General features: G+C 45.5%; 16 protein-coding genes. 6 read left to right on the top strand and 10 right to left on the bottom strand.

Annotation, left to right across the window (positions count from 1 at the left end):
* The first annotated feature begins 1 nt into the window (after window position 1).
* From NQ546_RS06235 to miaA, 4 genes are all read left to right on the top strand, one after another.
* Window positions 2-1,387, top strand: a complete 1,386-nt coding sequence (locus tag NQ546_RS06235) for a bifunctional UDP-3-O-[3-hydroxymyristoyl] N-acetylglucosamine deacetylase/3-hydroxyacyl-ACP dehydratase (RefSeq protein ID WP_004289187.1) — start codon at window positions 2-4, stop codon at window positions 1,385-1,387.
* A 7-nt stretch (window positions 1,388-1,394) separates the two neighbouring features.
* Window positions 1,395-2,171 carry an acyl-ACP--UDP-N-acetylglucosamine O-acyltransferase gene (lpxA, locus tag NQ546_RS06230; protein ID WP_004289186.1) on the top strand — a complete coding sequence of 259 codons (777 nt, stop codon included), beginning with the start codon at window positions 1,395-1,397 and terminating at the stop codon, window positions 2,169-2,171.
* Window positions 2,172-2,184: 13 nt separating this feature from the next.
* A complete protein-coding gene (locus NQ546_RS06225; protein ID WP_004289185.1) occupies window positions 2,185-2,745 on the top strand; it encodes an IS1096 element passenger TnpR family protein in 561 nt (186 codons plus the stop codon).
* Between the two features lie 115 nt (window positions 2,746-2,860).
* Window positions 2,861-3,775 (top strand): tRNA (adenosine(37)-N6)-dimethylallyltransferase MiaA, encoded by a 915-nt coding sequence (gene miaA / locus NQ546_RS06220; RefSeq protein WP_004289184.1) that lies wholly within the window; start codon window positions 2,861-2,863, stop codon window positions 3,773-3,775.
* 93 nt (window positions 3,776-3,868) lie between these two features.
* Here miaA and NQ546_RS06215 read toward each other — a convergent pair whose 3' ends face one another.
* Entirely contained in the window at window positions 3,869-5,560 is a 1,692-nt protein-coding gene (locus NQ546_RS06215; RefSeq protein ID WP_004289183.1) for a M56 family metallopeptidase, read from the bottom strand.
* A gap of 23 nt (window positions 5,561-5,583) precedes the next feature.
* Window positions 5,584-5,952 (bottom strand): BlaI/MecI/CopY family transcriptional regulator, encoded by a 369-nt coding sequence (locus NQ546_RS06210; RefSeq protein ID WP_004293808.1) that lies wholly within the window; start codon window positions 5,950-5,952, stop codon window positions 5,584-5,586.
* A gap of 202 nt (window positions 5,953-6,154) precedes the next feature.
* Between NQ546_RS06210 and NQ546_RS06205 the strand changes: the two genes are divergently transcribed.
* Window positions 6,155-6,859, top strand: coding sequence for a hemerythrin domain-containing protein (locus tag NQ546_RS06205; protein WP_004289181.1), 705 nt, complete (start codon window positions 6,155-6,157; stop codon window positions 6,857-6,859).
* Entirely contained in the window at window positions 6,849-7,463 is a 615-nt protein-coding gene (locus NQ546_RS06200) for a response regulator transcription factor (protein ID WP_004289180.1), read from the top strand. The genes NQ546_RS06205 and NQ546_RS06200 overlap by 11 nt, the downstream gene beginning before the upstream one ends.
* Window positions 7,464-7,932: 469 nt before the next feature.
* Here the strand turns inward: NQ546_RS06200 and NQ546_RS06195 are convergent, their stop codons facing one another.
* From NQ546_RS06195 to NQ546_RS06160, 8 genes are all read right to left on the bottom strand, one after another.
* The gene (locus NQ546_RS06195) at window positions 7,933-9,996 is read right to left on the bottom strand and encodes a cytochrome c biogenesis protein CcsA (protein ID WP_004289179.1); all 2,064 of its coding nucleotides are present in this window, start codon (window positions 9,994-9,996) and stop codon (window positions 7,933-7,935) included.
* Between the two features lie 56 nt (window positions 9,997-10,052).
* Window positions 10,053-11,201 carry a Rid family hydrolase gene (locus tag NQ546_RS06190; protein WP_004289178.1) on the bottom strand — a complete coding sequence of 383 codons (1,149 nt, stop codon included), beginning with the start codon at window positions 11,199-11,201 and terminating at the stop codon, window positions 10,053-10,055.
* Window positions 11,202-11,233: 32 nt separating this feature from the next.
* On the bottom strand, window positions 11,234-11,938 hold the full coding sequence (locus NQ546_RS06185) for a hypothetical protein (protein ID WP_004289177.1): 705 nt from the start codon (window positions 11,936-11,938) through the stop codon (window positions 11,234-11,236).
* 23 nt (window positions 11,939-11,961) lie between these two features.
* Complete coding sequence (locus tag NQ546_RS06180) at window positions 11,962-13,173, bottom strand: porin (protein WP_004289176.1); 1,212 nt, start codon at window positions 13,171-13,173, stop codon at window positions 11,962-11,964.
* Window positions 13,174-13,215: 42 nt separating this feature from the next.
* Window positions 13,216-14,649 carry a di-heme oxidoredictase family protein gene (locus NQ546_RS06175; protein WP_004289175.1) on the bottom strand — a complete coding sequence of 478 codons (1,434 nt, stop codon included), beginning with the start codon at window positions 14,647-14,649 and terminating at the stop codon, window positions 13,216-13,218.
* A 105-nt stretch (window positions 14,650-14,754) separates the two neighbouring features.
* Window positions 14,755-15,987 (bottom strand): imelysin family protein, encoded by a 1,233-nt coding sequence (locus tag NQ546_RS06170; RefSeq protein ID WP_004289174.1) that lies wholly within the window; start codon window positions 15,985-15,987, stop codon window positions 14,755-14,757.
* Window positions 15,988-16,010: 23 nt separating this feature from the next.
* Entirely contained in the window at window positions 16,011-17,387 is a 1,377-nt protein-coding gene (locus tag NQ546_RS06165) for a hypothetical protein (RefSeq protein ID WP_004289173.1), read from the bottom strand.
* 177 nt (window positions 17,388-17,564) lie between these two features.
* On the bottom strand, window positions 17,565-18,746 hold the full coding sequence (locus NQ546_RS06160) for a MalY/PatB family protein (RefSeq protein ID WP_004289172.1): 1,182 nt from the start codon (window positions 18,744-18,746) through the stop codon (window positions 17,565-17,567).
* Window positions 18,747-18,881: the final 135 nt, after the last annotated feature.

Genomic DNA, 18,881 nt, shown 5'->3' with positions numbered 1-18,881 from the left:
AATGTTGAAACAAAAGACACTGAAAGACAGCTTCTCACTCAGTGGGAAAGGTCTTCATACAGGACTTGACCTGACCGTTACTTTCAACCCTGCTCCGGACAACCATGGATATAAGATTCAGCGTATCGACCTGGAAGGTCAGCCTGTTATTGACGCTGTTGCCGATAATGTGACCGAGACAACACGCGGTACTGTACTCTCCAAAAACGGAGTTAAAGTAAGTACCATAGAGCATGGTATGGCTGCGCTTTATGCGTTGGGCATAGACAACTGCCTGATTCAGGTAAACGGTCCGGAGTTCCCTATTCTGGACGGAAGCGCTCAATATTACGTCAACGAAATTGAACGTGTAGGCACAGTAGAGCAGAATGCTGTAAAGGATTTCTATATTATCAAGTCTAAGATTGAGTTCCGCGACGAGGCAACCGGTTCGTCCATCATCGTATTACCCGACGAGAACTTCAGCTTAAATGTATTGGTATCTTACGACTCCACTATCATCCCCAATCAGTTTGCTACATTGGAAGATATGACGAAGTTCAAGGATGAAGTAGCCGCCAGCCGTACTTTCGTTTTTGTACGTGAAATAGAACCGCTGTTACAAGCCGGCCTCATCAAAGGCGGCGACTTGGACAACGCCATCGTTATCTACGAGCGTGAAATGCCGCAGGATGCCTACGACAAGCTTGCCGACGTAATGGGCGTTCCCCACATGGATGCCAAACAGTTGGGTTACATCAACCACAAGCCGTTGGTATGGCCCAATGAATGTGCACGTCACAAACTGCTGGACGTTATCGGCGACTTGGCGCTAATCGGCAAACCCATTAAAGGCCGTATCATAGCCACGCGTCCGGGGCATACCATCAACAATAAGTTCGCCCGCCAAATGCGTAAGGAAATCCGCCTGCACGAAATACAGGCTCCTTCATACGACTGCAACCGCGAACCTATTATGGACGTGAACCGTATTCGTGAACTGTTGCCGCACCGCTATCCGTTCCAACTGGTAGACAAGGTAATCGAGATAGGCGCCAACTATATTGTAGGTGTCAAAAACGTAACAGCCAACGAACCTTTCTTCCAGGGACACTTCCCGCAGGAACCGGTCATGCCCGGCGTATTGCAAGTAGAAGCTATGGCGCAGACAGGTGGCCTGCTTGTTCTGAACTCAGTAGACGAACCGGAGCGCTACTCCACCTACTTCATGAAAATAGACGGTGTTAAGTTCCGCCAGAAAGTAGTGCCGGGAGACACTTTGATTTTCCGCGTGGAACTAATGGCTCCTATCCGCCGGGGCATCTCTACCATGAAAGGCTATGTATTTGTAGGCGAAAAGGTAGTATGCGAGGCTGAATTTATGGCTCAAATAGTAAAAAACAAGTAAGTTAATTATGATAAGTCCCTTAGCGTATATTCATCCCGAAGCAAAAATCGGGGAAAACGTAGAGATTGCTCCTTTTGTTTTCATTGACAAGAATGTGGTAATCGGCGATAACAATAAGATTATGGCAAATGTCAACATTCTGTACGGATCACGTATCGGCAATGGAAACTCAATCTTTCCCGGAGCCGTAATCGGTGCCATTCCGCAAGACCTGAAATTTAGAGGAGAAGAGACTACTGCCGAAATAGGCGATAACAATATTATCCGCGAAAACGTAACAATCAACCGGGGTACAGCCGCCAAAGGAAAAACAATCGTAGGCAATAACAACCTGCTAATGGAAAGCGTACACGTTGCCCACGACGCCCTCATAGGAAGCGGTTGCATTATCGGTAACTCAACAAAAATGGCTGGAGAAATCGTTATAGACGACAACTCCATAATCAGTGCCAACGTCCTGATGCACCAGTTCTGCCGCGTAGGAGGTTTCGGCATGATACAAGGCGGATGTCGTTTCAGCAAAGATATACCGCCGTATATCATAGCCGGCCGGGAGCCTATTTGCTATGCAGGTCTCAACATTGTGGGACTGCGTCGCCGCGGTTTCTCCAACGAAACGATCGAGGCCATCCATGATGCCTACCGCATCATCTATCAAAGCGGAATGAACAATACGGACGCTTTGAAGAAGATTGAAAATGAAATGGAAATGACACCCGAAATCAGCTATATTGTAAACTTTATACGTGAATCAGCTCGCGGCATTATTCCTGCAAGTAAATAAAAAAGTTAACATTATGATATATAGATTTACTCTCATCTCCGACGAAGCGGACGACTTCATCAGAGAAATACAGATTGATCCGGAAGCTACATTCTATGACTTCCACGAGGCTATCCTGAAATCAGTAGGCTACGCCAACGACCAAATGACTTCTTTCTTCATCTGCGACGACGATTGGGAAAAGGAGAAAGAAATCACTCTCGAAGAAATGGATGACAATCCGGAGATAGACAGCTGGGTGATGAAAGATACTCCAATCAGCGAATTGGTAGAAGACGAAAAGCAAAAACTGCTGTATGTATTCGACTACATGACAGAACGCTGCTTCTTTATCGAGCTCTCTGAAATCATCACCGGAAAGAGTATGACCGGAGCCAAATGTACAAAGAAAGCGGGAGAAGCACCCAAACAAACCATCGACTTTGAGGAAATGGCTGCTGCCGGCGGTTCGCTTGATTTGGACGAGAACTTCTACGGCGACCAAGATTTTGACATGGAGGACTTCGACAAAGAAGGCTTTGGAGGTTTGGACGAAGGTGCCGCTGATATTCCTTACGAAGAAGACAAATTCTGATAAACCGGTTCGGGCGAATAATAATTTGCTCCAATGATAATGGAATATCCCATGAGGATATGCCCGTTTCGGAGGATGCAACTGTTCTTCGCCCGAATTATTTTATTACGGCCTCATGAAAACATTGATAGTACTTATAGGACCTACGGGAGTGGGTAAGACGGAACTCAGCCTCCGCCTGGCGGAGCATTTCAGAACATGCATAGTTTCTGCCGATTCAAGACAACTTTACGCCGATTTGAAAATCGGTACGGCTGCCCCCACTCCGGAACAACAGCAACGTGTACGGCACTACTTTGTCGGCACACTGCAACTTACCGACTATTACAGTGCCGCCCAATATGAAACCGAAGTGCTGCAGCTTCTTGAGAAACTCTATACCGAGCATGAGGTCGTACTCCTGACAGGAGGCTCCATGATGTACGTAGATGCCGTATGCAAAGGCATTGACGACATTCCCACCGTAGATGCCGATACCCGCCGGATGATGCTTCACAAATACGAGACAGAGGGGTTGGAGAACCTCTGCACCGAACTGAAGCTGCTTGATCCGGAGTATTACAAAACAGTAGACTTAAAGAACCACAAACGGGTAATACATGCCTTGGAAATCTGTTATATGACCGGAAAGACCTACACCTCTTTCCGCACGCAACAAAAAAAGGAACGCCCTTTTCGTATCATAAAAATAGGTCTCACACGTGACCGTCAAGAGTTGTACGACCGCATAAACCGACGCGTGGAACAGATGATAGCCGACGGACTTGTGGAAGAAGCACGCAGCGTCTATCCTTATCGGGCGCTCAACTCCCTGAATACAGTGGGTTATAAGGAAATATTCAATTACCTTGACGGCGAATGGACACTGCCTTTCGCCATTGAGAAGATTCAACAGAACTCCCGCATTTACTCCCGTAAACAAATGACATGGTTCAAACGGGACGAAGAAATAAGCTGGTTCAATCCCGGACAAGAGGAAGAAATACTTGCTCATATCGAGAATTGCATGGCCCAGGACAAAGATAAATAATCAATCCGGATTAAGCGTATCACATAAAAGAAATCAGTCCTTACAACACAGTAGGTTGCAAGGACTAACCGATAAGATGTATAACCGACTCAGTTATTCGGTATATCCCTTTAAGGTAATCAACAAAACACCGTTTTGCCCCTTTTCCCCATACTTCTCTTCCAGTATAGCCTTATCTTTCAGTACAGTTATACTTTTTATTCTATCGGGATTCAGGGCGCGCATCACCGCCCAATCCACTTCTTTACCATTTACAATACAAAGCGGCTGCTTACCCTCCGCGTAAGAAAAAGTTACCCCTTTATCTAGTTCTCCGGCAGTTGAACCGGAAGCCTCAACCAATTTCAAGCCGAGAGCATCCTCCGTCAACCTGAACATAACGGGTAGTGTATAACTCACTGCTACCGCTTTTCCACGTTGCATGCCCGGCATCCACCTAGGCATAGATTCTATCACGCGGATAGCCTCCGCATCCAACTCAGGATCTACGCCACGAAGAATATGCGCCTTTTTAATGTCACCATCCTTACTAACGATAAAGCCAACAACCACCCTACCTTGCACCTTGTTCTTCTGCGCCTCCACCGGATAGCGCATATTCTTTGCCAGATATTGCATCAAGGCTTCCATTCCTCCCGGAAATGAAGGCATCTGTTCTACAACATTAAATACCGGTTCTCTGTCTTTCACACTGTCTTTAGAAGCATAGCCCACTACCACCAGTTCGTCCATTTGTTGCACTGCCACCTTGCTTTTCCGGTTCACAGAGTCTTTCGGAACTGACTGCACAGGCAATAACTGTCCGGAACTTTCCGCAACTTTTGTTTCTACAATTGCCGTTAAATCATTAACTTTGACGGCAGAAATTTCTTCCACTGTTTCAGACACTTCGGGACGGGCAAAAGCTGTTACTGCAATAGCAGCTACCGGAAGTACATAGAGATACTTCAAACGTGCCCACGGACTTGATTTTTCTTTTAACATCATAGTGATACGTTTTTTAAGTTTACTGTGATTAAAGCTGTTGGCCATAGAGTAGAGCCTTGTGCCAACGGCTTTTTTTATTAATAATAATTGATATTGTCTCGCATCCACACCCTCATTGATAACAGTTTCATCAGCTTCGTATTCATGGATATTCTGTAACTCCTGTTTCAACAGCCACGCTGCCGGATTAAACCATTGAAAGAATATGCATATATCCGCCGCAAACAAATCCCATGAATGGCGGTTACGAATATGCGCCAGTTCATGAGTAAGGATCTCCCTACCGTTCTCATGCAAGTCTTTCTGTGAAATAACGATATATCTCATCCAACTAAATGGTGAAATATCCCGTTCATGCACTATCAAAACCGCCTTAACAACCGTTACAACATAATCACTAACCTTCTCTCTCCTACCCGACTTCAACAATACCCATAAGCCAAACAACGAATATATATTGCGGAGCATGAAGAAAAGAATACCGAACAGATATACCAGCAACAATCCCTGTATCCACGTAACCACATTCTCCTGCACCTGCACTGCATGAGTTTCCGTACCTGCCAAATCTGCCAACAACAGCCACTGCTCCCACGTCATCATAGTCTGATACATCTCAACCGGCCGTCTCACACTGACTTCTACAAACGGCAACAGACAAGATAACAGCAGAATCCCCAACAGAGCAATGCGATTGAAACGATGAAACGTCTCACGGCTCAACAACAAACGGTAAAACAGATAAAATACCGCCAGACAAAAGGATGATTTAAGTATATAAACAAATAGTATGCCCATAGAAGTATACGTATTGACGGTTACTATTCCGAAAGTTTGCCTTTTTCCACATCCTGTATCAGTTGCTTCAAGTCGTCCAGTGAAAATTCTTCCTCATTCACCAGTGATGACACCGCACTCAAATAGGAATTATTGAAATATTTGCTAATGACATTCTTCAATGTTCCTTTCTTAAAGTCCTCCACACTTACCATTGCATAATACTGATACGTGTTGCCAAACGTGTTGTGATTCAGAAAACCTTTTTCTTCAAGCCCTCTTACTATGGTGGAGAGTGTATTGAAATGCGGTTTGGGTTCTTCATAGAACGCCAGTATCTCTTTCACAAACAGCGGTCCTTTTCTCCAGAAAAAACCCATAATTTCTTCTTCTTTTGCAGTCAGTCCTTTCATAGCTATTCTTTCTTTTTTCACAAAGAACTAAATTATTTAGTTACAAAACTAATTTATTTAGTTAATATAAACTAAAGACTTTAGTTCAATGATAAATAATGACTGTGTGCAGACTCAAAATACCTACAAATAGCGATTGCAATTCTCGAAGAAAAACCGTTACTTTGCGCTCGGAACACATAGTGAAAAGGAATAACTTACAATGAATGAACAACATAAATATCGGGCTACGGACAAGATGAGCGATCTCATCTGCGATAACTACTCCTTATTAATGGTGATGAGCCGCTTCGGTTTGTCGCTTGGATTCGGAGACAAGAGCGTAAAGGATGTCTGTGAGAGCCAGCATGTAGACTACCGCACTTTCCTCGCCGTAGCCAATTTCATCAGCGAGGAGCAATACTCTTACAGTATTGACAACGACTCATTCTCTATTCCGGCACTCATGGATTATCTGAAGCGTGCGCACACCTACTTTCTCGACTTCAACCTGCCTGCCATGCGCCGCAAACTGATAGAAGCCATAGACTGCTCCAGAGACAACGATGTGGCCTACCTCATTCTCAAATTCTTTGATGAGTATGCCAAAGAAGTGCGCCGCCACATGGAATACGAAAATGAAGCCGTCTTTACTTACGTAGAACAGTTACTGCAAGGCAGACTGTCCGACGAATACGACATTGCCACCTTTGCCAGTAAGCACAATCAGATAGATACCAAACTGAAAGAGCTGAAAAATATCATTATCAAATACTATCCCGAAAAAGAAAACAATAATCTCCTGAACGCCGTCCTGTTCGACATCTTCAACTGCGAACAGGATCTTGCTTCACATTGTCAGGTGGAAGATTATATGTTTGTTCCTGCAGTAGCACAAATTGAAAAAAGGCTGAAAGATGAACAATAATATTTCTCTGAAAATAGTTGTTGCAGAAACTTCGGTCATTGTACGAAGTGGTCTTGCGGCAGTGCTCAAACGTATTCCCAATCTGAACGCACATCCCATTGAGGTGTCTTCACCGGAAGCGTTACAGAACTATACTTATCTCCATACTCCCGACATTGTAATCGTAAACCCTACTTTCGGCGGCTGGTTCGACCTGCCTTCCTTTAAAGCAGACCACAGTAAGAACAGCACCAAATACATTGCATTGGTATGTTCCGTCATAGACAACAATGCTTTGAAAGAGTATGATGAAAGCATTGCTATCTGTGACGATCTTGAAGCAATTACCGGTAAAATCAACCACCTTCTCCACGCTGAAGAGGAAGAAGAGAAAGACAACGAACAGGAAACGCTCAGCCAACGCGAAAAGGAAATCATTACTTGCGTTGTAAAGGGCATGACCAATAAAGCGATTGCCGACAAACTGTATCTCTCTATCCACACCGTCATTACTCACCGCCGCAACATTGCACGCAAGTTGCAAATACACTCTCCCGCCGGTCTCACCATTTATGCCATTGTGAACAAACTGGTGGAATTGCAGGACATCAAAGATTCACTATAAAAGGAGTCACACAACGAGCTCGCAATCAACAGCATACATATACCAAATCAAGACCATGCTTTGGTACGAAGAATACCTTACTGTGGTACGGCTTGTACCACAGTAAGGTATTCTTCATACCATAGTAAGGTACACGTCGTACCATCTGATGGTACAAACCCTACCAACCTTTAGCATATACCGAAACCTTTGAACTTATTTTTTGCAGAGCCTGTCGGGAAGAAATAATACAGCCTGATAATTCAGGAGTATTCGTGTGGAATCATAAATAATCCCCGTCTCACGATATCGCATCGGAAAGCGGGGATCCTTTTATCTTCATAAAAGTGGTTACGTAATTATGACTAACTAATTCATTCTTTAAATCTGATATTGCAAAGATACGCCATTGCATCCGATGCCGCAATCACTCGATATAGGTATATTAAAGAATGGCAGTCATTATAAATAGGTAACATCACCGTTCTAATCAGGCATTTGCATAGCTATGCATGCCACCCAAGACGTAATTCACCCCGAAATAGGTCATCAATACTGTAAGGAAAGCCGCAATCATATAGATGTGAAAGAACAACGGCCTGCGGAAAGCGGACAGGCTCTTCGAATGAAACGCCATTCCGTACACGAGGAACGTGATTAATGCCCAAACCTCTTTAGGATCCCACGCCCAGTACCGCCCCCACGACACGTTTGCCCAAACAGCTCCCATGAAAATGCCTGCACCCAAAAAGAAATTCGCCGGATAGAGCAAGAGACGGCTGAGAAGCATCAGCATCCTCTCATGTCTGCGAATGCACAGAGCAAGTATTCCATTCAGCATTATAAAGGCAAAAAGCGCATAGGACATCATTATCAGCGAAACGTGCATACTGAGCCATGGAGACACAAGTACAGGCATCAAAGGGGTAATCTGCGGATTCATCTGCCCCAAATGAGCAACGAGTAACGCAAATCCCGAAAGCAGAAAACCGAAAGGAACCGTAAACGGAAACCTACGGCGAAACAAGCACGCCAACACCAGTGTACACAAAGCCATAAACTGCATCGTCTCATATCCGTTGCTCAACGGAATGCGTCCGCCCACATACCAACGCAGACCATATCCAAAGAGCTGGAAAAGGAATGCCGCATAAAGAGCCACAACAAGAAAACGGTTTATCCGGCGTGACAAACCACTCCGCTCCGAAGAATGGCGCAGACCGCAATATACCAAATGGAAGAATGCCAGCAAACCAACCGTCAGATTGAACATGAACAGGCATTTACTGAAAGGAATACGGTTGTAGATAAGCTCCGCACGTATCTTTGACAATGGCAACGGCTTCACGCTGCCATCTTTAGGCAAAGGGCGAATCAAGGTTCCCTTTTGGAGCATCAGAATTAATCCCACCTTTTCGTCCGTTTCTACGATTGCCTTTTCCAAAGGGGACATTTTCCGGCCGGTTTCCTGTCTGCCCTGCCAGAAGTCTTGCAAACGATACCGCTGTCCGTCAAACAAGTCGGCCACAGAAGCATAAGGCGTTTTCAGGTTCAACAAACGGCATAGCTCCCGATTCTTAATATAAATCATCGGTTCGTACTGCCACACTTCCGGACGCAGCAACCATCCGCCGATAATCTGTTCGGGAGTTAAACCCGCATAGGACGGCCGTCCTGTCAGTTTCACCACAAAATCACGAGCAAGCGTATTGAAGGGCACTACCCTGTCATGGTAAATAACCTGTTCACAAGCCAGACTATCCGCCTGCCTGATGCTTAAAGCCGGAAGCGTCCGTCCCTGCACCTGCATACTTCCCGCCAACAGCAAAAGACAGAACACGCCCCCCTCCCTAAGCAACGGATGATTCATCAGCCTGCGGAATTCTCCCCCATGGCTGAAGAGTAGTCCAATCATAGAAATTCCCAGCAGTACATACCCTGCATAGGTAGCTCCTATTCCCCAAGGGTCATAGTTCACTGTCAGCCAACTACCTCGTTTGTCTTCATCAAAAGACGACTGATAGAAGCGGAAACCCTGTTCGGACAGGATGCGGTTCATGGAAACGGTGCGGCTGCAAGAGGCACTGTCCGTATCCTGCCCCGACCGCAAGATACGAATATGGCTGACATAATCCGCAGGAGCTTCCGTACCGGGATAGTGTTCCACCCGAAAGCTGTCCAAGAGTAATGTAAAGGGTAAATCTATCCTCCGGCCGCTCTCCTGTTCCACAAAGCTACCTACTTTATTTCCTACGGTAAGGTGCACATATCCTTTCCGGCTGCTGACAAACGTAAGCATGGCTCCCGCCAAAATCACAAGGAAGGAACCATGCAACAACAATGTGGGAAGATGCTTCCATAGCTGCCGTCTGATTAATGCCATAACAGCCAGAGCAGCCAGAATCCCCCAGAGACAACAAAACCAAAAAGTATGATATATATACTTTTCTACAAAATCTGTCCCGCATGCCTGCTCCAGGAAAGTAGCTATGGCAAGCAGACATACAAGGCAGATATATACAGCGATGAGTAATCGTTTCAAGTTATGTGACATCAGTTATTGGCCTGATTAAGTATGAATGCTGACTATTATCCGGTTCTTGTTTCAATTCAGAAAGGAGCATACTCCTTGTTTTCAAGCGCCTTTACCCCCATGCACTCCATTTCTATCAGCCAGCCCGGACGGCATACCGGCGCATGGACAAACACTTTGGGAGTAGCGGGGAAACGCTTGTCATACATCTCCTTGACGACTGCATAATCAGCAATATCACGCAAATAGACAATCATCTGCCCCAAATCATCGAACGTACAGTCCGCTTCTTTCAAGAGGGCCTCCACGTTTTCCCACATCCGTTCGGTCTGCTTGCGGATGTTGCCTGGATGCACCACTTCGCCCTTGTTGTTGATGCTTGCCGTACCGGAAATGAAGACTTGGCGACGGTCGCCGTAGTCCACATACGTGCCGCGTTCAAAACTGACGCCATACTCATAAGTGGGATTCAGATACGCGGGCGCATACAGAAAATGAACCTGTCCGGACTTTATCCCGTCGACGGCATACGTGTCCATCAGCACCGACACTTTCGGGTCGGCATGGCGTCCGCCAATACCGGTGCTCGAAATGTAGTGCGTCTTCTCCGTCAGGTTCTGTGTGATGAACACTTCATTGCGAGCTTTCACCACTCCGGCATAGTTCACGTCCACATTCTGCACGAAAAACCAAGTACGTATACAATTGTCTGCCAATTTGCATCCCTGTTCCATAAGCTGCATCACGTAATCATTCAGCAACAGGCGGGTTTGATATTCGGAGTTGGCCGCACGATTGAAGGCATTGCCACTCCAAAGATGGCGGTAAGCGCCATGCCTCACCTCAAATAATCCGTTGTGAAGCACTCTTGTCTGTACTCCGGACTGCAAATACACCCATAATGCAATCTTGGTTCCATTCAGCGGCGGCTGCTCCACAATGGAAAGTGCGCAGTCCGAACTCTCGGTGGTAAGCGCCAGCAGCATATCCGATTGGTTGGCGGCATCGCTCAGGAAATAACGCTTGAAAACAGCAACAGCACCACGTATTTCACCCTCCAGTAAAGCGAAGTAAGCATTCACTACTGCATTCAATTGTTGCTCGTATGTGTCTTCCGGGCAACGTGCATGTATCATCACATGATATTCCGAAACACCGTTGTCCGCATCATATTTAAAGATTTCGGCTGATGCATTTTCAGTTTGCCTTTGTTGTCTATTGTTCATAACAATATTGGTTTTCGTTATTGTTGATAAAGTTATTCTTCGGCTCCGGAGTCTATCCAGTCTTTAAGCATTTCCAATGCTATCGACGATTCTATCTCTTGCGAATGGTCGTGTCCCCACTCCTTGCTGATAGGGGAAGCAAGGATCTGATACAACATACTTTCATCGGAATTTCCCGGACTGACCCGCATCCATTCTGGGCTTACAACGGAAGGACGGTTGACCAAGCCATCATAGCTGACACCTTCTTTCAAGTTCAGTCCAGCAGCGGCAGTCGTACTGGTTCCATGACAACCTACACACGACCTACCAATAAAAATACCCTGCTGAACGGCATTGAACATACCGGCATCGATTGTCCCGGCATCCAATTGGGTAGTATCTGCATCTACAGTAGAAAAATCTTGCGTGTAAAATGAATACACGCGCTCGCGTATACGGTTTGTCACACAAAGTTCAATAGAGGTAACCTCTTCGCCGATTCCGGCCATCAGCAAGTCTACGTCACCATTATTCGGAATAGATTTTGCAATCAGCGAATACTCCTTCTCATTATTGAAACCTGCAAGAACCACCGTATAGCCGTCCGGCCATGTATCCACTCCGCTCATATTCACGTGCAGTTTCACTACACGCCCTTCTTCCGGAACAATGAGCCTGTCCTGATAGAGCCTGCCCTCGTCGCAGGAAGCGAAAACGAATATGAACAACGATAAGAAAAGAATATGTTTCTTCATAGATAAATCCTTTTTTCAATCTGTTAGAATGTGTATTGCAGCAAAACGGTCGCGGAATGCGTGGCCAGCCCCAAGTTATCATTATCGCGGTCGAGCTGTGTGTCATGTCCCCAACGGGCTGTATACTGATACATAGCCTGCAACTTCAAATTGCAACCTTTGAAGAAATAATTCATACCCACAGCCGGCATGTTCAGGAAACCGTCGTCACCGGTACCGTTACGGTTGAAGAAGTCGTAACGTGCGGCTACCTGAACACGAGGAGCCACAAAATAACCGCCCTGCACATAACCGCCTAAATAATGATATGTCTCATCAATCTTCTGACGTTTGGTGAAACCTACATTCATATAATACGCCTCGGCAGCCAAATAAAGTTTGTTCTTCAACATGGCAAACTCCAATCCGACACGCATGTCGTTTGTACTCTCATTTTCACTCTCTACATTAACAGAACCGGACAGGCCGAAAAGCATCTTATCTTCATGCAGGCGGTTCGGATTACCTTGCGTAGAAGGCATCACTCCTTTAGGCATATAAGTCAGACGACCTGCATAGAGCAAAGACGGAATGTGCCAGTCGTCACTGATAGTTTTTGATGCTGTATTCACAGAAATTCCCGTACCGTTGAACAAGCCGACCTCATAGCCGAACTTCTCGCCTATCAGTCCATGCAGTTCCACTCCCAGGTCAAAACCGGTAGCCATGTTCGGGGTAACAGCATTCAGCGAATAAGGCATGATGACTGGAGAAGTCAACGAAACCGGCAACTGCGGCAGTAATGTCTCACCCAACGTAGTCAGGTAGGCATGCGAGAAAGGTGTCTTGAACTTGCCTACACGCAATGCCAGCTGCTTCTTGAACTGCACGTCAAACCAGGCCTGCTGCAACAAAGCACCACCGCTGGCCGCCGCATTGATGGATAGGTTGAAAGACACTTTTCCGAAAGCCTTACCCGTAAAGCCCAACACCGCATAAGGTACCGAGAAACCGGAATTGGCGAAATTATCCTGATTATATGCCTTATCTAAGCCTTCATCATCATACCAGTTCAGATTGGCGCTTGTCTGTACCAGCAAATAGGGTTTGAAAACAAAGTCGCCTTTCTTGCTGGAAATAGTAAAACCTTCCCTCCCGTCCAACGACACCACGCCATTCTCCGTATCTTCTTCGTGCTGTGCCATTGCCATCAACGGCATAGCGGCAAACGAAGCCAATAATATTAATTTCTTCATACGATTATATCGTTTCTTATTTAAATACTGTGTAACTTGTTATTATAGTGAATTGATAAATGCAACCAACGCATCACGATCTTCCTTACTCATATTCTTAAACAGATTCTTGGAAGCCTCCGCCTCACCACCATGCCACATAATGGCCTCAACCAAATTACGGGCACGCCCGTCATGCAGAAAATAAGTATGCCCGTTTACAATCTCCTGCAAGCCGATACCCCACAACGGAGTGGTACGCCATTCATTGCCGCGTGCAAGACCACTGACATAGTTGTCATTCAATCCCACACTCATAATTTCCGAACCCATATCATGGAGCAGGAAATCCGAATACGGATGAATGGTCTGGCTGCCCAACCAAGGGAGCTGCGTTCCCATCAACAAAGAGCTGCCGCGCGGTTTGGTATGCAAGGTGGTGACATGGCAAAGGTGGCATTTGGCTTCATAGAACCTCTGCTCGCCTTTGATAACCTGTTCGTCATCCACATTGCGGCGGGCCGGTACCCCCAGGCATTGCAAGTAGAGGTCCACATCCTCCATATCCTCTGCCGATACATCCAACTGATCATAAGACAGCCCCATCATACTGCCCTGTTCCATTTGCAATTGCCCTTCACAGATTTCTTCCGGATAACGGCTGTTGGTAACTCCCAAATCGCTGGAGAAACCCAATTCTACGGTCAGGTCTGCATGCTGTGCCTTGTTACCCGACAATCCCAAACTCTTCACACCTTTCTCCGTAATGTAATTACAGCGTCCGCTAATGCCGTATTCGGGATAATTGCTTTTGGCAGCAAGCGCCTCAATCTCTTTCGGATCGAGCGCCATCATCTGTCCCATTCCCACATGCCGCAGGGGGATGCGAACCGTACAGAACAAATCCTCCGGTTTTATTTCTTCCGCATACCAGTCCGTTATCGTATAAGTAGGCTTGGCAAGCTGATAAGGAGTACCGTCGGGAAACTTAAAATCTTCATAGGTATATTCCACTTTCAGCTTTCCTTCCGCCTTTACGCCATAAATGGACTGGTCGTGAAGTACACGCCCGTAATTGGGAAAGAAAGCACCGTTCTTGCGGGTGATATATATCAGCATAGAAGAGAAACCGCTACTGCCCGATCCTCCCTCGCTCCATAACGTAGGACGCGTACGACCTGCGTTATGATGGCAACTGCCGCAAGAATATCCGGCATAGACAGGTCCTAAACCGCCGCCCGTTCCGTTAGTGCTGGTACGGACATCATCGTAAAGTCCGTCTCCGTTATTGAAACGTGAGTTATAGACTCCCGTCACCCAGTCGGCCGGGGTGTCGTATGCCTTGGAAGAACGCATAAATACAGTGGCCGTACCGGCAGACAACTCATAACCGCCCGGTACTTCTATATCCAATATATCATAAGTATCGCCCTCACAAGCACAGCAAAGCAACAAGCCAAGCAACAACGGAAACAAACGTTTTTCTAAATCTCTCATAAGCAACAGAGTTTATTTTACACAAAATATCAGAACACAACAAATAGGTAAAGGAGACGACAATACACTCCTTTACTTATTTGTCCACACGATTATATCCGAGATTTATTCCGTCGGTGCCGTACGAGGATCGCCATCCTTGAAAAGAAGGAATTCCAATGTATGAAAGCCACGAACATTCTGAGCGGATGCAATGCTCTCTACCGGATCACCGTTTTCATCGGTAATGAATTCGCCGTTCCATTGTAACTTGGTGAAGTCTCCCGAGTTCAGGATATTGACAATCGCATCCGCATCCAGCGGCCAGCTATCCATATTGGGGTCCAAACCTTTATCGGCTACAGGACCGAACAAGAACGCTTCACTTGTTTCCCATGGCCTACGGGCAACAATCCATTGGGCTGCAGCAGCCTTAAAGTTCGCATCGGTCGGATTTTTCTGTAAAGTGCTTACTTTCTCCAACAGAACAGCTACTTCATTTTTCAAATCCAAATAAGTGGGAAGTACCACATCGTTCACATAAGTACTCACAACGCCGTCCAATGCTGCATCATTATACGTATCTTTCTTCTGAGTAATCTCCGGAAGTAGTCTGTTATTCAATAAATCAGCCAAATCCGCACAAGCTTGTTGGGCAGCCAATGCTTCTGCACTACTGATATGGTTACGGAAAGGAGCAGGAATAGCCAAGATAGCGTCATGAGCTTTCTTGATGGCTTTCCGGACATCATCTGCCAACTCACTATTATTGCCTTTGACTACATTATAAATAGAGTTTGCAGCGATTACGGAATTTGTCAAATCCATTACATCATTATTCACTCTCACATCTCTCGTTCCGCAAATCGCACTGTAAATAGAAATGATATTGTTTGAATAATCCTCGCGGGAGTGCCAGCTAAACCAAGATTCCACAGCATACAAGGCATCTTGTGACTTTCCTGCTACATACAAATCGTATGGGTCGCCGATTTTTGCATCACCTACCTCATTAGCTATATCCCAGCAGCCTTCGATAATCTGCTGAACGCAGTTATTGGCAGTACCAAAGTAAGCCGAATTATTATGATTGATAAAAATCGAAGCATAGGATTCTCCATCGTTATAGCTGGTTTTCCAATCATCATAAAGCGTTGCGGCATCTTCTTTCAACAGATTAGTAACGTTAATCATGTAGCTATACCAGTTGGAAGCATTATCTTTAGTAATGTTAATTTCTTCTACAGCGCCATTACCATTTCCATTAGAAGGATCATCGCCATCACTACATGCGGACATCATTCCGCCCAAAGACAGCATGCAAGCTGCAACGTACAAAAAATACTTTTTCATTTTCATTGTTATTATTTGAGATTAATGCATTATTTCTTTATAAACCAACCGACATAGGCGATACCGATGGAAAACTCGTTTTCACTATTGTATTTGCCTTTGCCGAATACCTTGCCCGTACCGATTTGGCGGGTCATATAATCAGCCTTTACCACCAGATTGGGCAAAGCATACCAGTTCAGGCCGGCAGTCCACATACTCACCTGATTTCTCTTGTCCATAGGAAGCTGGCCTTTTTCTCCTTCTTCCTGAGGATTGTAATATTCATAACGAGCAAACGGATAGATGACAGGCACTTTCTTACTGTCGTTGCAAATAGAACGGAGATTGATGCCGACCTCACCGGCATAGCTCACAGCCCTCTTGGCAACTTGTACCACGCGTGTATAAGGAGAAGAATTGGACAAACCTTTATTCTTATTGCTGATAGCGGTAGCCCCTGTCAGATTGCCGAACACAAAGTTCGTGCGAGCCGTTACATACTTATTCTTGTACTGACCGTCGACGGTATAAATGCGTAACGGTGCTTTTACCCCGGCATAAGTAGCAACTTTATCGGAATTGGATGCTGTATTGACACAATAATAGAAAGAGCCGCCTATGCGCAAACCCGGTACACCTCTATAATCCAAACGAGCAACATAAGCGGGAGAAGTAAAATTATCCACCTCAAAGAAACCCTGTTTTCCACCTGCAACCCAATTATTTCGGTCAAAACCATTCGCATTCAGTCCCACCACAACCAATGCCTGATAATCGAATGTAGCATATCCCCTGCCGAAAGAACCGAAGAACTCGATACCCGTTTCATGCCAGGTGGAAGGAAGAATGGTTGTCTCACCTTCCGGACGATAAGTTCCGAAAAAGTTGACAGGCTCATGGTGTGTATTAGTGAGGCCTACCGGCACAATCAAGTGTCCGGCACGAACATTAAAAGCAGGATGTATCAGACGTGTTATATGGAATTGTTCCAAAGCGACCTCACCGCCTTTCTCTATCTCCGTTTCATACTCTCCATTTTCGGAATTTTCCAATTCTACAGCCGTACCGGTACCACCGGATTCAAATTCTATTTCAGCTCCCAGTATCCATTTGGAATTGAACTTATAATCGAATGCCAATACAAAACGCGGGATAGCAATCGTATTACGATGATCGTCCGAATTGCCTCTATTGCCACCAAAGAAACGGTTGATGCCGTAATCTTTAAAACTGGCTACCATTTCTCCATATCCACCGAAACGGAATTTCTTGTAGCTGTCACCATCCGGAGTACTTGTCGCTTTTTTCTTCAGTGTACTCTCGGCAGTATCACCTTTTGCGCTTGCTTCATCGGGTTCCCCTGCCCATAAAGCATTGGCCGATAACACAAGACACAATGCTAATAAACTCGTTAATTTTCCCATCTTTTATCTTAATTTTTGTTGGGACAAAGGTAGGGGTAGTTAAAAACGGTAACAATACCTAAAACGGAGTATAACTTAAAGATGAGATAATTATAATTAGGTATGTCTAATTAAGACAAAAAAATCCCTACTGCGCTCTGCAATAGGGATTAACAATCTAAGAAAACGATTTAAGCCTTATATCCTTGCCTTCTCTTCTTTAACCGCTGCGGACAATTGCTGCAAGGCCGTTTGCAAAACAGAACGAGGACAACCGACATTCAGCCGCATAAAGCCTTCTCCCGGTTTACCGAACATTGCTCCGTCGTTCAGAGCCAAATGAGCCTTTTCTGTAAAAAGCCTTACCAGCTCCTCTTGTGACAAACCCAACGCCCGGCAATCCAAGAAAATCAGGTAAGATGCTTGCGGGCGTATCATACTGATGCCCGGAACATGCTCTTTCAGATAATTCTCCGTAAAATCTATATTACCCTCTACATAGCCAAGCATCTGCTCCAGCCACTCTTCACCCTGTGTATAAGCAGCCGCAGCACCGATATAGGCCAACAGATGTCCTTCGCAAAACTCACCGGCTTCCATGAACTCACGAAAACGATGACGAATATCCTCATTAACCGCTATGGCATACGAACTACCCAATCCGGGCATGTTAAAAGCTTTACTGGGAGCCATGAAAGTAAGAGAAATCCTTGCAGCATCCTCAGATACAGTAGCAAAAGGATGATGCTTATAAGGAGGTAACGTTAAGTCCGCATGTATCTCATCCGAAATGACCATAGTCCCGCTGTCTTTGCAGACAGTCGCTATCCGACGCAGTTCGTCAACCGTCCAAACACGCCCACCGGGATTATGGGGATTGCAAAGGATGAGTACCTTACATCCCTGAATATCCCTGGAAAATCGTGCAAAATCAATATGATAGTGACCTTCACACAAATCAAGCGGAGAATAGACGACTTCACGTCCTAAACGTTCGGTCACCAGGAAAAAGGGGTGATATACCGGAGTCATCACCATTACCTTATCCCCCGGTCGGGTAAAACATTGCAAAGCAAAGGCCTGCCCCCGCACAATTCCGGGCACAAATGTCAGCATATCACGTGAGATGTCCCACTGGTGGCGCCGGTGCAACCAATTACAAATGGAAGTATACCATTCTTCACAAGCAAAGGTATATCCCAAAACCGCATGATCAAGGCGTTTGCGCAAAGCATCCATTACGAAAGGCGGCGTACGGAAATCCATATCGGCCACCCACATAGGAAGCAAATCATTGCGTCCCCATACCTTTTGTACACCGTCCCACTTTACGGAATCCGTACCGCGACGTTCAATTATTTCATCAAAATTATACTGCATAAGGTTCAAGTAAGTTTAATTTGGAAAAAGACAATATGCTTTCTCATTAATATGCTTTGGATTTTCTATTTTAATCGGACAAAACAAAATTACCGCAAAAGTACGAAATATCTTCGCTTTTAAGTAAATTTGCCA

The organism is Bacteroides eggerthii, assembly GCF_025146565.1.
Taxonomy (GTDB): Bacteria; Bacteroidota; Bacteroidia; order Bacteroidales; family Bacteroidaceae; genus Bacteroides; species Bacteroides eggerthii.
The sequence above is the reverse complement of the archived record's forward strand: the minus strand, read 5'-3'. Positions and strand labels throughout refer to the sequence as shown.

What these genes read in the sequence shown, in the direction of transcription:
- NQ546_RS06165 (WP_004289173.1), bottom strand. Translation starts at nt 17,387, where the DNA reads ATGGGAAAATTAACGAGTTTATTAGCATTGTGTCTTGTGTTATCGGCC.
- NQ546_RS06205 (WP_004289181.1), top strand. Translation starts at nt 6,155, where the DNA reads ATGAATGAACAACATAAATATCGGGCTACGGACAAGATGAGCGATCTC.
- NQ546_RS06170 (WP_004289174.1), bottom strand. Translation starts at nt 15,987, where the DNA reads ATGAAAATGAAAAAGTATTTTTTGTACGTTGCAGCTTGCATGCTGTCT.
- NQ546_RS06195 (WP_004289179.1), bottom strand. Translation starts at nt 9,996, where the DNA reads ATGTCACATAACTTGAAACGATTACTCATCGCTGTATATATCTGCCTT.
- miaA (WP_004289184.1), top strand. Translation starts at nt 2,861, where the DNA reads ATGAAAACATTGATAGTACTTATAGGACCTACGGGAGTGGGTAAGACG.
- NQ546_RS06210 (WP_004293808.1), bottom strand. Translation starts at nt 5,952, where the DNA reads ATGAAAGGACTGACTGCAAAAGAAGAAGAAATTATGGGTTTTTTCTGG.
- NQ546_RS06200 (WP_004289180.1), top strand. Translation starts at nt 6,849, where the DNA reads ATGAACAATAATATTTCTCTGAAAATAGTTGTTGCAGAAACTTCGGTC.
- NQ546_RS06190 (WP_004289178.1), bottom strand. Translation starts at nt 11,201, where the DNA reads ATGAACAATAGACAACAAAGGCAAACTGAAAATGCATCAGCCGAAATC.
- NQ546_RS06185 (WP_004289177.1), bottom strand. Translation starts at nt 11,938, where the DNA reads ATGAAGAAACATATTCTTTTCTTATCGTTGTTCATATTCGTTTTCGCT.
- NQ546_RS06160 (WP_004289172.1), bottom strand. Translation starts at nt 18,746, where the DNA reads ATGCAGTATAATTTTGATGAAATAATTGAACGTCGCGGTACGGATTCC.
- NQ546_RS06175 (WP_004289175.1), bottom strand. Translation starts at nt 14,649, where the DNA reads ATGAGAGATTTAGAAAAACGTTTGTTTCCGTTGTTGCTTGGCTTGTTG.
- lpxA (WP_004289186.1), top strand. Translation starts at nt 1,395, where the DNA reads ATGATAAGTCCCTTAGCGTATATTCATCCCGAAGCAAAAATCGGGGAA.
- NQ546_RS06215 (WP_004289183.1), bottom strand. Translation starts at nt 5,560, where the DNA reads ATGGGCATACTATTTGTTTATATACTTAAATCATCCTTTTGTCTGGCG.
- NQ546_RS06235 (WP_004289187.1), top strand. Translation starts at nt 2, where the DNA reads ATGTTGAAACAAAAGACACTGAAAGACAGCTTCTCACTCAGTGGGAAA.
- NQ546_RS06225 (WP_004289185.1), top strand. Translation starts at nt 2,185, where the DNA reads ATGATATATAGATTTACTCTCATCTCCGACGAAGCGGACGACTTCATC.
- NQ546_RS06180 (WP_004289176.1), bottom strand. Translation starts at nt 13,173, where the DNA reads ATGAAGAAATTAATATTATTGGCTTCGTTTGCCGCTATGCCGTTGATG.